General features: G+C 55.4%; 15 protein-coding genes. 11 read left to right on the forward strand and 4 right to left on the reverse strand.

The features are described 5' to 3' along the window. Positions 1–56 precede the first annotated feature (56 nt). From KNP71_RS00445 to KNP71_RS00455, 3 genes are all read right to left on the reverse strand, one after another. Positions 57–638 (reverse strand): DedA family protein, encoded by a 582-nt coding sequence (locus KNP71_RS00445; protein WP_131471097.1) that lies wholly within the window; start codon positions 636–638, stop codon positions 57–59. A gap of 104 nt (positions 639–742) precedes the next feature. Further along, the gene (locus KNP71_RS00450) at positions 743–1282 is read right to left on the reverse strand and encodes a transcription repressor NadR (RefSeq protein ID WP_021066889.1); all 540 of its coding nucleotides are present in this window, start codon (positions 1280–1282) and stop codon (positions 743–745) included. Continuing rightward, positions 1260–2390, reverse strand: coding sequence for a cysteine desulfurase family protein (locus tag KNP71_RS00455; RefSeq protein WP_021066890.1), 1131 nt, complete (start codon positions 2388–2390; stop codon positions 1260–1262). Before KNP71_RS00455 ends, KNP71_RS00450 begins: the two co-directional genes overlap by 23 nt. Before the next feature lie 96 nt (positions 2391–2486). Between KNP71_RS00455 and KNP71_RS00460 the strand changes: the two genes are divergently transcribed. From KNP71_RS00460 to KNP71_RS00500, 9 genes are all read left to right on the forward strand, one after another. Further along, the gene (locus KNP71_RS00460) at positions 2487–3920 is read left to right on the forward strand and encodes an L-aspartate oxidase (protein ID WP_214829804.1); all 1434 of its coding nucleotides are present in this window, start codon (positions 2487–2489) and stop codon (positions 3918–3920) included. Continuing rightward, positions 3874–4743 carry a carboxylating nicotinate-nucleotide diphosphorylase gene (gene nadC / locus KNP71_RS00465; protein ID WP_021066892.1) on the forward strand — a complete coding sequence of 290 codons (870 nt, stop codon included), beginning with the start codon at positions 3874–3876 and terminating at the stop codon, positions 4741–4743. The genes KNP71_RS00460 and nadC overlap by 47 nt, the downstream gene beginning before the upstream one ends. Further along, entirely contained in the window at positions 4706–5785 is a 1080-nt protein-coding gene (nadA, locus tag KNP71_RS00470; RefSeq protein WP_021066893.1) for a quinolinate synthase NadA, read from the forward strand. The genes nadC and nadA overlap by 38 nt, the downstream gene beginning before the upstream one ends. Positions 5786–5868: 83 nt before the next feature. After that, positions 5869–6456: a Holliday junction branch migration protein RuvA gene (gene ruvA, locus KNP71_RS00475; RefSeq protein WP_021066894.1), complete on the forward strand. Its 588-nt coding sequence runs from the start codon at positions 5869–5871 to the stop codon at positions 6454–6456. A 10-nt stretch (positions 6457–6466) separates the two neighbouring features. After that, positions 6467–7462 (forward strand): Holliday junction branch migration DNA helicase RuvB, encoded by a 996-nt coding sequence (ruvB, locus tag KNP71_RS00480; RefSeq protein WP_021066895.1) that lies wholly within the window; start codon positions 6467–6469, stop codon positions 7460–7462. 20 nt (positions 7463–7482) lie between these two features. Continuing rightward, positions 7483–8526: a tRNA preQ1(34) S-adenosylmethionine ribosyltransferase-isomerase QueA gene (gene queA, locus KNP71_RS00485; RefSeq protein ID WP_214827233.1), complete on the forward strand. Its 1044-nt coding sequence runs from the start codon at positions 7483–7485 to the stop codon at positions 8524–8526. After that, on the forward strand, positions 8523–9668 hold the full coding sequence (gene tgt, locus KNP71_RS00490; RefSeq protein ID WP_021066897.1) for a tRNA guanosine(34) transglycosylase Tgt: 1146 nt from the start codon (positions 8523–8525) through the stop codon (positions 9666–9668). The genes queA and tgt overlap by 4 nt, the downstream gene beginning before the upstream one ends. 83 nt (positions 9669–9751) lie before the next feature. Then, a complete protein-coding gene (gene yajC, locus KNP71_RS00495) occupies positions 9752–10030 on the forward strand; it encodes a preprotein translocase subunit YajC (protein WP_021066898.1) in 279 nt (92 codons plus the stop codon). A gap of 186 nt (positions 10031–10216) precedes the next feature. Next, positions 10217–11977 (forward strand): methyl-accepting chemotaxis protein, encoded by a 1761-nt coding sequence (locus tag KNP71_RS00500; RefSeq protein ID WP_021066899.1) that lies wholly within the window; start codon positions 10217–10219, stop codon positions 11975–11977. A 40-nt stretch (positions 11978–12017) separates the two neighbouring features. On the opposite strand, the gene zupT is transcribed toward KNP71_RS00500, so the two are convergent. Continuing rightward, entirely contained in the window at positions 12018–12872 is an 855-nt protein-coding gene (gene zupT, locus KNP71_RS00505) for a zinc transporter ZupT (RefSeq protein ID WP_021066900.1), read from the reverse strand. A gap of 218 nt (positions 12873–13090) precedes the next feature. On the opposite strand from zupT, the gene secD reads away from it, so the two are divergent. Together secD and secF are read left to right on the forward strand one after the other, a co-directional pair. Then, positions 13091–14392: a protein translocase subunit SecD gene (secD, locus tag KNP71_RS00510; protein WP_131471102.1), complete on the forward strand. Its 1302-nt coding sequence runs from the start codon at positions 13091–13093 to the stop codon at positions 14390–14392. Continuing rightward, complete coding sequence (secF, locus tag KNP71_RS00515) at positions 14382–15305, forward strand: protein translocase subunit SecF (RefSeq protein ID WP_125318020.1); 924 nt, start codon at positions 14382–14384, stop codon at positions 15303–15305. Before secD ends, secF begins: the two co-directional genes overlap by 11 nt. Positions 15306–15310: the final 5 nt, after the last annotated feature.

Consider the following 15310-nt stretch of genomic DNA (forward strand, 5'->3'; position numbering starts at 1 on the left):
TCGGTACCAGATCCGATTTTCCCTCTATTCAAAAAAGTCAGCTCGAGCGAATCTGCTCAGGCTGACTTTTTAAATAGACGCGGATTCGCGCGGATATAGCGGATGAGGACATATAGTCCGATGGCGGTGCCGACGTACGGCAAGAACCCGTGCGTGACTTCGCCGATATGACGCCAATTGCTACCAAGCATCATCCCGAGTTTGACGAACACGAACGACCAGACGGCGAAGACGACGACGGTCACCGTCAAAAATTTCCGGAACGACAAGCGCATGACGCCGGCGCTGACGGCGAACAGCTGGCGCCAAATGACGCTCAGACAGACGATCCAGGCGCCATACGTATCGAACCATGTCTCGGCGCGTTGTTGCTTCGCCTCACTGATGCGAAATGACTTGTAGAGCCGAAGGGCGACAGGACGACCGCCGTAACGGCCAATCCAATAGAGAACGATTTGACTGAGGACGATCGCCGACCACGCGAGGAGGAAGACGAGCAGGAACGAGACGTCGAGAGAACCGATCAAGTGGCCACCGTAGGCGAGCACGAGCTCATTCGGGATGAATTGGATGAAGATACCGAGCGGGACGCTGAAGACGCCGCAGCCGAGCAACAGTTGTTCAAAGAAATGCCACATGACCGTTCCCTCCTTTCCAAATTTTGTACGGTCTTTGTTCCATCCATCAGTATAACGGACATGGACCGAAAGCAAAAGAAAAGATGTCACGTATTTGTGACATCTTAGTCGAGCTCGGAGACAAGGACGCCGAGCCGCTCGAGTTCCGAGACGGCGGCATCGATGGCATCTTCGCTATCGGCCTCGAGCGTGTGGATATGCAAGCCACCCGTCAAATGCGAAAGTGGGGCGGCCTGGTTCGCCTCGACCCGTTCGAGGAAAGCACGGACGTCGCGACGGCTCTTCACCATCAACTGGCCCGTCAACGAACCGTAGACCGGATGATCGATGATGACGTCCCGAATCGTGACGCCTTCGTCGACGATGGCGTTCATTTCGGCCTCCATGGCCTCGGCCTCGTGACGACAGACGATTTTACGGGTGTAGGCGGACGGTGACGACTCGCCCGGTAGATAGACGTATCCACGGGCGGTCGCGACGATTTGATGGCCCTTCGCCTTCAAGAGCGACAAGTCTTGGACGACGACTTGTCGGCTGACGGCGACACGGCGGGCGAGTTCGGAGCCGGTGATCGGCTCGGAACTCTGTTCAATCATTTCCAATAATGTGCGCCGGCGTTCTTCACCGGCTAAGCGTTTGTTCATAAGATCCGACTCTCCTTGCTAAAGTGACGATGGCTTCGGCGAGTGCCGTCGTGGCTTCGACGGTCGTGTCTTCACCGAAGGAAATGCGGACGAGGCCGTGGCAGGCGCTCGTCTCATAGCCGAGTGACTCGAGCATCCGGTTCGGTCCGTTCTGGCCGGCCCGACAGGCCGAGCCTGCCGAGACTTGGAAGCCGAGACCGTCGAGTTCGGTCATCCACCATTGTCCGTCCCGCTGATTCGAGACGAACGAGAAGATGGCGGGACTCTGCTGGTCGAACTCGAGCCAGTCCACGTAAGACGATGTCTTCTCTTTCAAGATAGCACGAAACGCCAAGAAATTTCTTTCATGACGTGTCCGTGCCTCGTGCCGATCGGTGAACGCTTTAACGAACGCACAGATGCCGGGGACGTCAATCGTGCCGGGACGAATGCCGTACTGATGGTGTCCCGGATAATAGGGCGGTGGCAACAGCCGTTCCATATAGAGGCCGCCGACGCCTTTTGGACCGCCGACCTTATGGGCGCTGAACGAATAGGCGTCAATCCCGTCGACCGAGACAGGAATCTTGCCGAGCGCCTGGACGCCGTCGATATGGAGCAACACTTTCTTATATTTCAATTGGCAGAGGATGTTGTGGAGCGGCAGCGTCCATCCGGTATCGGAGTTGACGTGCTGGAACGTCACGAGCCCGATATCACGGTCGAGCAGACGCGTGAACGTCTCTTGGTCGAAGCGACCGTCTTTTAGTTTCAACCGATGGACGGTCACGCCTTCCGCTTCCCATTCGTCGAGAAGGAGGGCGACCGAGTCGTGCTCTTGCCACGACGTGATGACTTCACTGCCTTTCATGCGCTTACGGAGACTCGTTAGCGCGATATAGTTGCTCTCCGAGCCGCTGCCGGTGAAGAGCAACTTCCCGCGGAGCATGTCGAGCCCGAGAGCCTGCTTCACCAAACGCCTTGCCTCGGTCAAGTAATCTTCGGCCATATATCCGTGCGTGTGGAGGGAAGACGGATTACCGTATACGCTCCGCGCCATGGCGACGTAATGGTCGAGGGCGGATTTTGTCATCGGGTGCGTCGCCGCATAATCAAAGTAACGGTTCATCGTAAAGTTCCCCTTTTCTTATGTTGTCTTCTTCACAAAATTATGCGAAACTAGTTTACAAGTCAACATTACATATGAAAAACAGGTGATATACAGATGTCTTTACAGTTTGAACGGGTCGATGTGTTGATTATCGGGGCCGGATTGGCCGCTGTGACGGTCGCCCTCCATCTGCCCCGGACGTTGAACGTCCTGCTCGTCGCCAAGCATGAAGTGACGAGTGCGAACTCGGACTTGGCTCAAGGCGGAATCGCTAGCTCGTACTTGGAACCGTCGAGCGTCGACCATGAGCGGGATACGCTCGTCGCCTCGAAACTTGCGGCCGTACCCGACTGTGTTTATACACTCGTCGAGGAAGGGCGGACGGCGATTCAGGAGCTGGAGCGGTTCGGCGTCGTCTTCGATCGCGACGCGACTGGCTACGCGGTCGGTCGGGAAGGTGCCCATGGCATGAATCGAATCTTTCACGTCGGTGGCGATGAGACGGGACGGCACGTGATGGCGACGCTGCGGCGTCAACTGCCTGACAATGTGACCGTCATGGAGCATGTCCTGATCGATACGTTGACGAAAAGCGATGGCCGTGTGAGCGGGGCGACCGGCTTCAACGGTGAGACGCGCCTCCACGTTCAGGCCGGGGCCGTCGTCCTCGCGACCGGTGGCATCGGCGGTCTGATTGACTGGACGTCGAATTGTCGCTCGGTCACAGGAGATGGGCTCGTCTTGGCGGAAGCGGTCGGGGCACGGCTCACGAACTTGTCCCGGATTCAGTTTCATCCGACGCTACTCGCGGTCGATTCACCCCATCTCGTGACGGAAGCGCTACGCGGGGCGGGAGCCACGCTCGTCGATACGTCCGGGAATCATGTGATGGGACAACATCCGCTCGGTAGCCTCGCCCCGAGGGATGAGGTCGCACGAACGCTCACGAACCATGTGGGACCGGTGTACTTGGATACGAGTCGTGTCGAACGGCTCGATGAGAGGTTCCCGAAACTGGTGGCGACATGTGACGCGCACGGCATCGACATCCGGCGCGTCCCGGTCCGGCCGGGACTGCATTTCCACATGGGCGGTGTCGACGTCGACGCCTATGGACGAACCAAGGTAGCGGGACTATATGCGGTCGGGGAGGTCGCCGATACGGGCGTCCATGGGAAGAATCGACTCGCGTCAAACTCGTTACTTGAATGCTGGGTGTTCGGGAAGCGGGTGGCGGCGACGATGACTTTGGAGGAGAAGCCGTTCGCGGTGAACGAGACGACCGTATTTGAGGTTTCAGATGATCTGTTCGGCCGCTATCGGCAACAGATTGGGGAATGGCTGACAATCTCGCCGCAACTCGGCAAAATCGTAAGTTTCTTAGAAAATACCCAACAACTGCCACGGACGAAACACGTGACAAGACAATTAAGTGAACAGACATTGAGTATAGAAGCGGCACGGCTTTTGGCTCGTGCCATGATGAGGACGGAGGATGGTTATGAACAAGATTGCTTTGCGCGAACAGCTGACGGCATTTCTACATGAGGACATCGGCTTTGGCGATATCTCGAGCGGACTGATCGATCAGCGCGAGACGTCATTCGCCACGGTCACCGCCAAAATGGATGGGGTGTTCTGTGGCATGGATGTCGTCCTGGAGCTGGCCCAGATGCAACGGCTCGTCGTCGAGTCATGCCAACCGGACGGCACGGTTGTCTCGACTGGAGATGAACTGTTCACGTTGCGGGGCAAGACACGGACGCTCCTCGAGACGGAACGGGTGTTATTGAACCTTATCCAACATTTGAGCGGGATCGCCACGATGACGCGGCGCTGCGTCGAACAGCTCAATGACCCGACGATTGCCGTCACGGACACGCGCAAGACGACACCTGGACTCCGCATGCTCGAGAAGCATGCCGTCCGTTCGGGTGGTGGGAAGAACCACCGGCTCCGGCTCGACGATGCCGTCATGATTAAAGACAACCACATCACGGCACTCGGTGGGATCACGAACGCGGTCGCCCGGGCCCGGATGCTTGCTGGCCACACGACGCCGATTGAAGTCGAGGTCGAGACGCTCGAACAGTTGCATGAGGCGATTGCGGCGGACGCCGACATCATCATGTTCGACAACCGGACGCCAGAAGAACTGAAGGCGTGGCGCGCGCTCGTCCCAAGTCATATCAAGACGGAAGCGTCAGGCGGCATCACGGTCGAGACGATCGCCTCGTATCGCGGTACGGGCGTCGACGTCATCTCAATCGGGCAGTTGACCCATTCGGTGACGGCGCTCGATTGTAGTTTAAATCTCGTAGGAGGAATCAAACATGCAGTTACTCGGAACGATGCCAGCGCTATACGCTGACTTGACGGTTGAACAGATGGAACAACGGATTGAAGCCATTAAAGCACGGCTCGGCAGCCGCCTATTTTTACCGGCCCACCACTATCAAAAGGACGAGGTCGTCCAGTTCGCGGACGCGACCGGAGATTCGCTCCAGCTCGCACGGCTCGCCGAACAGATGAACGAGGCCGAATTCATCGTCTTTTGCGGCGTCCACTTCATGGCCGAGACGGCCGACATGTTGACGCGTGACGACCAGCTCGTCATCTTACCGGATATGCGGGCCGGGTGTTCGATGGCCGACATGGCTGATATCGATCAGACGGAGATTGCGTGGGAAGAGCTGACCGATACGTTCGGCGACAGTATCGTCCCGATCACATACGTCAACTCGACAGCGGCCATCAAGGCATTCGTCGGCAAGCATGGCGGGGCGACGGTCACGTCGTCGAACGCCCATGACATCGTGCGTTGGGCACTCGAAGCGGGCGAACGGATCTTGTTCTTACCGGATCAGCATCTCGGACGCAACACGGCATATGACTTGGGCGTGCCGCTCGAGGCGATGGCCGTCTGGGACCCGCTCCGGGAACGACTCGTCTATGAAGGCGATATTGAGGACGTCCGCGTCATTTTATGGAAAGGGCATTGCTCGGTCCATGAGAAGTTCAACGTCGCCCAAATCGAGGCGTTACGGAAGAACGACCCGGAGCGACGCATCATCGTCCATCCCGAGTGCACGTTCGATGTCGTGCAGGCAGCGGACGAGGCCGGGTCGACGTCATATATCATCGACCAGATTGAGGCGAGCGCGCCGGGGACGAAGTGGGCCGTCGGCACCGAGATGAACTTGGTCAATCGACTTGCGGCGACGCACCCTGAGCTCGACATCAATTCGCTCAACCCGTACATGTGCCCGTGCTTGACGATGAACCGAATCGATTTGCCTCATTTGCTCTGGGCGCTCGAGTCACTCGAGACCGATCCCGTAAATATTATTCGCGTCGATCAAGAGACGACAAAGTGGGCGACACTCGCCCTCGAGCGGATGCTCGCACGCTAAGGACAGGCAATCGCCTGTCCTTTTTTCGTGGCGACGGTTATGGTACAATGAATGCAGTTTTCCTATGAAGAGGAGATATGACCGTGATTGAATTCGTAAAAGGCTCCGTCGCCTATGTGTGCGCGGAATATATAACGTTGGATGTTTCGGGCGTCGGCTACAAAGTACATGTGCCTAACCCGTTTTTTTATCGTGAACAAGACGAACATGTAATCGTATTTACGCACCATTACGTGCGCGAAGATCAACAGACGCTGTACGGTTTCCGTTCACGTCGCGAACGCGAACTGTTCAATAAATTGCTCGGCGTCAACGGAATCGGACCGAAAGGCGCACTCGCGATCGTCGCCTCGGGCGATATGGATGCGCTCATCGACGCAATCGAGACTGAGAACGAGAAGTATTTGATGAAGTTCCCAGGTGTCGGCAAGAAGACGGCGAAACAGATGGCGCTCGACTTGAAAGGCAAGCTGTCCGAGCTCGCCCCGGATTATGTACCGAACACCGGACTGTTCGCCCAAGGCGCGTCCGAACTAGACGAGGCGTGCGAAGCGCTCGTTGCGCTCGGTTACTCAGAGCGTGAGATCACCCGTGTCCGCAAGGAACTGAATTCAGAAATATTGACGACAGACGCTTACATAAAGCGCGCCCTGCAATTGCTATTGAAATAAGGAGGAGACCATGGACGAACGATTGTTGTCACAATCCCATCAACAATATGAAGACTCTGAAGAGTGGAGCTTGCGTCCGCAAAAGTTCGAGCAATATATCGGACAGGAGAAGGCGAAAGGAAACTTGTCGATCTTCATCCAAGCCGCGAAGCTCCGCAGCGAAACACTCGACCACGTCCTCCTATACGGTCCCCCGGGACTCGGAAAGACGACACTCGCCCAAATCATCGCTAACGAGATGGGTGTCGGCATCAAGACGACGGCCGGCCCGGCCATCGAACGTCCGGGTGACCTCGCCGCAATCCTCTCGACCCTCGAACCGGGCGATGTTCTGTTCATCGATGAGATTCATCGCTTGAGCCGCACGATTGAAGAGATCCTCTATCCGGCGATGGAGGACTACTGTCTCGACATCGTTTACGGACAAGGCGAGATGGCGCGAAGCGTCCGCATCGACTTGCCACCGTTCACGCTCGTCGGCGCGACGACGCGAGCCGGCATGTTGTCGGCCCCGCTCCGTGACCGCTTCGGTGTGACATTAAAGCTCGAATACTACGAGACGCATGAGCTCGCCGCCATCGTCAGTCGGACGGCCCAACTGTTCCGCCTGTCAATTTCACCAGAGGCGAGCGGTGCCATCGCGAAACGTGCACGCGGCACGCCGCGGATTGCCAACCGGCTGTTACGCCGGGTTCGTGATTTCGCCCAAGTAGCAGGAACGAAAGAAATCGATCCGGTGCTTGCCTCAGACGCACTCGACCGGTTACACGTCGACGCCCTCGGGCTCGACGAAGTCGACCACCGGCTCTTACGGGCGATGGTTGAACGGTTCGGCGGTGGACCGGTCGGACTCGAGACGCTTGCCGCGACGATCGGGGAAGATGCCCAGACGATCGAGGACGTGTATGAGCCGTATTTGTTGCAGCAAGGTTTCCTGCAACGGACGCCGCGCGGCCGCATGATCACCCAGTACGCAAAGACGCATTTTGGCTATGAAGAGGAGTAAACGATATGCAAGACATTCAATTGAACGTAAACGATTATGATTTTGACTTACCGGAAGAACTGATCGCCCAAGTACCGCTCCTCGATCGGACGAGCTCACGACTGCTCGTCCTCGACCGCGACACGGGCGACATCGAGCATCGCCACTTCCGCGACGTGCTCGAATATTTACAGGCAGGCGATGCCCTCGTCGTCAACGACTCGCGCGTGCTCCCGGCTCGACTGTTCGGGGCGAAGCAAGAGACGGGCGGGAAAGTCGAGCTTCTTCTTTTGAAGCAGACGGAAGATGATGTCTGGGAAGCGCTCGTCAAACCGGCGAAGAAAGTGCGCGTCGGCGCCATCGTCGAGTTCGGCAACGGATTGCTCCGGGCCGAATGCGTCGAAGAGCTGCCGGAAGGGGGACGCCGCTTCAAGTTCGATTATGACGGCATCTTCTATGAGATTTTAGATGAGCTCGGCACGATGCCGCTCCCGCCATACATCCGTGAACAGCTCGACGACCAAGACCGTTATCAGACGGTGTACGCCCGTGAACGCGGGAGTGCGGCCGCACCGACGGCAGGTCTTCACTTCACGGAAGAACTGCTCGCAGCGGCAGAAGCGAAAGGCGTCAAGTTGATTCCGCTCACGCTTCACGTCGGGCTCGGCACGTTCCGTCCCGTCACGGCGGATACGATTGAAGAACACACGATGCACAGTGAGTATTTCGAGCTGTCGGCCGCTTCGGCCGAGGCGCTCCGTGACGTCCGTACAAACGGCGGCCGTATCTTCGCAGTTGGGACGACATCGACCCGGACGCTCGAGACGATCGTGCGCGACCATGGGGATTTCGTCGAGTCATCGGGCTGGACGGACATCTTTATCTACCCAGGCGTCGAGTTGAAGGCGATTGATGGACTGATCACGAACTTCCATCTGCCGAAGTCGACACTCGTCATGCTCGTCTCGGCGTTCGCGTCGCGCGACATCATTTTGAACGCGTACCGCACGGCGGTACAAGAACGTTACCGCTTCTTCAGCTTTGGAGACGCGATGCTCATCACGAGGAAGGAAGAGAACAAATGACCAAACACGCAGTCACATACGAACATATCCACACATGTAAACAGACGGGAGCGCGGCACGGAATCGTCCATACGCCGCACGGCTCGTTCGAGACACCTGTCTTCATGCCGGTCGGCACGCAGGCGACCGTCAAGACGATGGCCCCGGAACAAGTCAAGGCGATGGGAGCGAACATCATCCTCTCGAACACGTATCACCTTTGGATTCGTCCAGGACACGAAGTCGTCAAACAAGCCGGAGGCCTTCATAAGTTCATGAACTGGGACGGCGCGATTTTGACAGACTCGGGCGGCTTCCAAGTCTTCTCGCTCGCCGACCTGCGCAACATCCAAGAAGAAGGCGTCCATTTCCGCAACCACTTGAACGGCGACAAGTTGTTCTTGTCACCGGAGAAAGCGATGGAGATTCAAAACGCGCTCGGTTCGGATATTATGATGGCGTTCGACGAGTGCCCGCCGTTCCCGGCGACACATGAGTACATGAAGAAGTCGGTCGAGCGGACGAGCCGTTGGGCTGAGCGTTGCCTCGCGGCACACGAACGTCCGGAAGACCAGGCATTGTTCGGTATCATCCAAGGCGGCGAGTACGAAGATCTCCGTCGTCAAAGTGCGGCCGACCTCGTCTCGCTTGATTTCCCAGGTTATGCTGTCGGTGGATTATCGGTCGGCGAACCGAAAGACGTCATGTACCGCGCGCTCGAGTTCACGACACCGTTCATGCCGGAGAACAAGCCGCGCTACTTGATGGGCGTCGGTTCACCGGATGCGTTGATTGAAGGCTCGATTCGCGGCATCGACATGTTCGACTGCGTCTTGCCGACCCGAATCGCCCGCAACGGGACGCTCATGACATCGAAAGGCCGTGTCACGATCAAACATGCGAAACATAAGACGGACTTCGGCCCAATCGACGAGAAGTGCGATTGCTACACGTGTAAGAACTATTCACGTGCGTACGTCCACCACTTGATTCGTGCCGACGAGATGTTCGGGCTTCACCTCTGCTCGACACACAACCTTCACTTCCTCGTGAACTTGATGAGTCAAGTACGTCAAGCCATCCGCGAAGACCGTCTCTTGGACTTCAAGGAAGAGTTTTTCGAAGAATATGGGTATAACAAACCAAACGCCAAGAATTTCTAATTGTTCTGACAGCGATTATGTGACAACGTTTCAGTTTCACGGTATAATGAACCTGATATTGAAGGAAAGGGTGAATTTTACGCATGGAAACTCTCGTAGCACTATTACCGATGATCCTTATTTTCGTCGTGTTCTACTTCTTGTTGATCCGTCCGCAGACGAAACGTCAGAAAGAAGTACAATCGATGCAAAACGCGCTTGAGCGTGGGGATCACGTCGTAACAATCGGCGGCCTTCACGGCGTCGTCCACCAAATCGAAGACACACAAGTCACATTGAAATGTGACCAGTCACTCCTCAAGTTCAATCGCAGTGCGATTGCTGAAGTGACGAAAAAAGGCAACTCATCATTCGCTGAGTAACCAAACCACGCCTGACCATCCCTGGTCAGGCGTCTTTTTTTTGTCATACTTTGAAAAATGATTTATTTTTGACAAACTTCGTCAATCCGACGAATCATCCACCTTATTTCCAAAAATCAAATTGAATCGTGAAAACGTTTGCATTATCGTCAAGTTGAGAAGAATTGGAAAGAAGGAGAAGAAGACATGGATGTGAAACGATTGCTACGCCCACTCAAAAATTGGAAGGTACGACGTCGCCCTGACCGCGTGAAAGGACGCTCGTCGATGCGCCGTAAGATGGCGATGGCGCTCGTGCCGACACTGATCGCCTTATTGATCGTCGGTGCGCTCGGCTCGTATCAATTACAGAATGCGACGTCAGAGTATGACCGCGTCTTGAACGAGCGGCTCCAAGATATGCTCGTCGCCGAAGATTTGGCGTTGACCGTGACCGATGCCGAGCGTTATTTGAACTACTATCTGCTCGTCTCGAACCCGAAGACACTGATTAGTCTCGAAGCGGCGCAGACAAAACGTGACGAACTGATGGATACGCTCAAGCAGTCGTCGTCAGATTCGAAAGTCATCGCCTGGATCGGTGATCTTGAGAAGTTCAATCAACATCTCGACACGGAAATGGCGCGCGTCATCGACCTCCGTCAACAACAAGACGAGATCGGATACAAGACGGTGCTCAATACGAGCGTGACACCGACGACGGATCGCGTCCGGATGACGGTGACCGACCTCGTCACGTATCAAGGCGAAGCGCTCGCAGCTGAGTCGGAAGCGGTCCAGGCGAGTGCCGGGCAGTCGATCATCTGGATGGTTGTCATCAGCATCATCGGCGTCGCTGTCGGTCTACTTTCATTAGTAGCACTCCAAAAGTTGTTCTTGAAGCCGATCAATCGACTCGTGAACGAAGCGCGCGTCGTCGCCGAAGGTGATTTGACCGGGGGTGATATCGAGGTCGGTTCGAACGATGAGCTCGGTGACCTCGTCACGGCGTTCAACGATATGAAACGCAACCTTGTCGGCTTGATTCGTCAAGTCGGGGCGGCCTCAGACAAAGTGACGGCCTACTCGGAAGAACTGTATGCCAGCACGGACCACGTCGCCACGACGACGCAAGGTGTAGCCGGTCTATTTGAACAGATGAACCTTGCCGCCCAAGTGTCGGCGAAACGGGCCGAAGAAGGGACGTCCGGCGTCAATCAAGCCGTCGTCGGCTTGAACCAAATCGCCGCTGCCTCGCAAGGCGTGAACGAGCAGACGATTCATACACTCGAAGCGGCGAGTGGGGGACTGGAGACAATTCAGTTGGCCGAGCAGCAGATGCGGGAGATTCAACAAGCGAACGACTTGACGCAACAGATGGTCGAGCGCTTATCGAATCAATCGCTCGAGATTGAGAAAATCACTCGTTCCATCACGGCCATCACGGAACAGACGAACCTGCTCGCCTTGAACGCGGCGATTGAAGCGGCTCGGGCCGGGGAACACGGCAAAGGGTTTGCCGTCGTCGCGGCCGAGGTCAGAAAACTGGCCGAAGAATCGAAACAGTCGGCAAAACAGATTCAAGCGGTCGTCGTCGATATTCAGCGCGACACGTCGGAAGTCGAGGCGGCGTTCGATGTCACGAGCCAGCATGTGACAAGCGGTGTGATCCAAATGGGCGAAGTCGCCGGTGCGTTCCGTGAAATCGTCACCGTCATTCAAGAGACGTCCCGTCAAATGAGTGAGATTGCGGCAGCGACAGAAGAAGTAAGTGCGAACACGACCGAGGTCGCCGTCTCGGTCGAAGATATGTCAACGAACGCCGTCTCAACGCAACGAAGCGTCGAAGAGGCGGGCGCGAACGTCGAAGAGCAACTCGCCGCGATTCAAGAAATCAACGGCATCGCCGAGACGATGAGTCATATGTCGGTCGAGTTGAAAGACCTCGTCCACTTATTCAAGGCATAAAAACAGCGTCTCCTCGACAATCGAGGGGACGCTGTTTCGGTTACATTAACAAAATCAGGCTGGCTGCCATGACCATCATACCGGCGACCATGCCGTACACCGCATGGTGGGCCCGTCCGTATTCACGGGCGGCTGGGAGCAATTCATCAAGCGAGATGAACACCATGATGCCGCCGACAGCCGCGAAGATGATTCCGAACACCGTGTCGCTTAAGAACGGCATCAACAACAGGAAGCCGACGGCCGCGCCGAGAGGTTCGGCGAGTCCGGATAAGAAGGACAGTTTCAGCGCCTTCTTCCGAGAGCCGGTCGCGTAGTAAATCGGGACCGAGACGGCGATCCCTTCCGGAATGTTGTGCAGTGCGATAGCGATGGCGATCGCTAAACCGACGGCCGGGTCATCGAGAGCCGAGATGAACGTGGCCAAACCTTCCGGGAAGTTATGGATGGTGATGGCGAGTGCCATGAAGATTCCCATCTTATGAAGCCGCTGTTTCGTCTCGTGATTCAATGGGACGCGTTCGGTCGCCGTCGTCGCGAGTTCTTGGGACGACGGGTCGTTTTGCATCGTCTCGACGAATTTGACTTCATGCGGGTTCTCGGGAGACGGGATGAACTTGTCGATCAAGGCGATCAACAGCATACCGCCGAAGAACGCGAGGACCGTATAAAGTGTCCCGGTCTGCTCGCCATGGGCGCCGACGAGTTCATCGAGCGCTTTTGGGAAAATCTCGATAAAGGATACGTAAATCATGACCCCGCCTGAGAAGCCAAGGGACACCGACAAGAAGGCTGTGTTGGTCCGTTTGGCGAAGAAGGCGATCATACTTCCGATCCCCGTCGCGAGTCCAGCGAACAACGTCAGTAAAAAGGCATAGATAATCGTGCTATCCATTGAAAAGGACTCCTTTACGTGTAGTGTAAGTTGATAATCACATCATAGCTCAAGTTTTGCCCTAATGCAACTTTTAGTCGCATACGAAAAAAAAACGTGGGAAATCAACGCTCCCGTGTTACAATTTTAGGAAAACGATTGATAAATGTTTAGAATATTTGTAATGTTAACGAGAGAAGTTTTTTACGAGAACATGTGTTTAGAAAGGAATTTGTCGTATGTACAAAAAAGGGAATATCGCGATCTTTGCGGTCATCATGATTGCAACGATCCTACTCGCCGTCTTGACGACACCATGGGTCGTGAAGAACACGAACCTTGGCCTTGACCTCAAAGGCGGATTTGAAGTGCTGTACGAAGTCCAGCCGCTTGAAGACGGCGATGTCATCGATCAATCTGCGATGAATGCAACCGTTCGCGCTATCAACAACCGGGTCAACGTGCTCGGTGTGTCTGAACCGGACATTCGGATTGAGGATGATAACCGGATTCGTGTCCAACTCGCGGGTGTATCGAACCAAAACGATGCCCGAGAAGTGCTGTCGTCGACGGCGCAGCTTACGTTCCGCGACATCGATGACAACGTCCTGCTCGACGGAAAAGATCTCGCGCCGCGCGGTGCCTCAATCAGCTACGATCAGCAAGGCAACCCGGTCGTTGAATTGACGCTCCAATCGGCAGAACAGTTCGGTGAAGTGACGTCTGAGATCGCTCAGCGCCCGGCACCGGAAAACCGCCTTGTCATCTGGCTCGATTATGAGGAAGGTGACTCGTACGAAGAAGAGATTCAAAAAGAGAACTCGAAAATCGTCTCGGACGCTTCGGTCAACGGACCGATTCTTTCGGATAAAGCCATCATCTCCGGTGGGGATATCGACGCCGAGAGTGGTCAACGTCTCGCTGACATCTTGAACGCCGGGGCACTCCCGGTCAAACTTGAAGAGATTTACTCGACGTCGGTCTCGGCCCAATTCGGTCAAGATGCACTTGAGAAGACCGTGTTCGCTTCGGTCATCGGTGTCGTCGCTATCTTCTTGTTCATGTTGTTCTTCTATCGTTTACCCGGTCTCGTCTCGATCATCACACTCATTTTGTATATCAATTTGATTATGTTGTTCTTTAACGGGATTAACGCCGTCTTGACGCTCCCGGGGATTGCCGGTCTCGTCCTCGGTATCGGTATGGCAGTCGATGCCAACATCATCACGGCCGAGCGAATTAAAGACGAACTCCGCTCAGGGAAGTCGGTCCTATCGGCGTTCCGTGCCGGTAACCGTCGCTCGCTCAGTACGATTATCGATGCCAACTTGACGACGCTCATCTCGGCAGCGGTCTTGTTCTATTTCGGAACGAGTTCCGTCAAAGGGTTCGCGCTCATGCTCATGATCTCGATCGCGATGACGTTCATCTCGAACGTCTTCATCTCGCGCTATTTGATGCACCTCCTCGTCGCAAGTCGTCTCTTCGACAAGCGCAAAGGCTGGTTTGGTGTGAAGGAGAGTGAAATCCGTGAACTTTAAGCTCACTGAATTAAACTATATTAAACCGATGCGCACGTTGTTCCTCATCTCATGTGCCGTCGTCATCATCGGACTCGGGATTTTGTTCTTCCGCGGCTTGAACCTCGGAATCGACTTCGCGTCTGGAACGCGGGTCGAAGTCCAGACCGAGTCGCAAGTGTCGCAAGACGATTTAGCGGCCGCCTTCACCGAGGCAGGCGTGGATGAAGACATCTCTTCTGTCCAATATGCAGAAGGCGGGACGCTCGCGAACGTGACGTTCGTCGGGCAGCTCACTCAAGATGAAGTCGCTTCGGTGAAGACTGTGTTCACGGAGACGTTCGGGAACGACCCGAACATCAGCACCGTCTCAGCCGAGGTTGGCCGAGACATCGCCCGTAATGCGATTTATGCCGTCTCGCTCGCATCGCTCGGGATTATCTTGTATATCACGTTCCGCTTCCAATTCTCTTACGGTGTCGCCACCGTCGTCGCCATGCTCCACGATGCGTTCTTCATGCTTGTGGCGTTCTCGATTTTTGGCATCGAGGTCAACTTGTACTTCGTCGCCGCGATCTTGACGATTATCGGTTATTCGGTCAACGATACAATCGTTACGTTCGACCGGGTGCGCGAGAACATTCAAGCGTATGAGAAAGAACGGAAAATCAAGACGATGGACGAGTACCGTATGCTCGTGAACAAAGCGATTCAAGAGACGATCGTCCGCTCGATCAATACGGTCGTCACTGTATTGTTCACCGTCATCGCCTTGTACATCTTTGGTGCCGAATCGATTCGCGGCTTCTCGCTCGCGCTTCTCGTCGGCCTCATCATGGGAATGTACTCGTCGATCTTCATCGCTTCGTACCTTTGGTTGCTCATCAAAGGTATGTCGCTCAACAAAAAGAAATCAGCTGCCCCAGAGGCGTAACCACT

Source organism: Exiguobacterium sp. s56, assembly GCF_018618255.1.
Taxonomy (GTDB): Bacteria; Bacillota; Bacilli; order Exiguobacteriales; family Exiguobacteriaceae; genus Exiguobacterium; species Exiguobacterium chiriqhucha.

What these genes read in the sequence shown, in the direction of transcription:
- KNP71_RS00445 (WP_131471097.1), bottom strand. Translation starts at nt 638, where the DNA reads ATGTGGCATTTCTTTGAACAACTGTTGCTCGGCTGCGGCGTCTTCAGC.
- KNP71_RS00450 (WP_021066889.1), bottom strand. Translation starts at nt 1,282, where the DNA reads ATGAACAAACGCTTAGCCGGTGAAGAACGCCGGCGCACATTATTGGAA.
- KNP71_RS00455 (WP_021066890.1), bottom strand. Translation starts at nt 2,390, where the DNA reads ATGAACCGTTACTTTGATTATGCGGCGACGCACCCGATGACAAAATCC.
- KNP71_RS00460 (WP_214829804.1), top strand. Translation starts at nt 2,487, where the DNA reads ATGTCTTTACAGTTTGAACGGGTCGATGTGTTGATTATCGGGGCCGGA.
- nadC (WP_021066892.1), top strand. Translation starts at nt 3,874, where the DNA reads ATGAACAAGATTGCTTTGCGCGAACAGCTGACGGCATTTCTACATGAG.
- nadA (WP_021066893.1), top strand. Translation starts at nt 4,706, where the DNA reads ATGCAGTTACTCGGAACGATGCCAGCGCTATACGCTGACTTGACGGTT.
- ruvB (WP_021066895.1), top strand. Translation starts at nt 6,467, where the DNA reads ATGGACGAACGATTGTTGTCACAATCCCATCAACAATATGAAGACTCT.
- tgt (WP_021066897.1), top strand. Translation starts at nt 8,523, where the DNA reads ATGACCAAACACGCAGTCACATACGAACATATCCACACATGTAAACAG.
- yajC (WP_021066898.1), top strand. Translation starts at nt 9,752, where the DNA reads ATGGAAACTCTCGTAGCACTATTACCGATGATCCTTATTTTCGTCGTG.
- KNP71_RS00500 (WP_021066899.1), top strand. Translation starts at nt 10,217, where the DNA reads ATGGATGTGAAACGATTGCTACGCCCACTCAAAAATTGGAAGGTACGA.
- zupT (WP_021066900.1), bottom strand. Translation starts at nt 12,872, where the DNA reads ATGGATAGCACGATTATCTATGCCTTTTTACTGACGTTGTTCGCTGGA.
- secD (WP_131471102.1), top strand. Translation starts at nt 13,091, where the DNA reads ATGTACAAAAAAGGGAATATCGCGATCTTTGCGGTCATCATGATTGCA.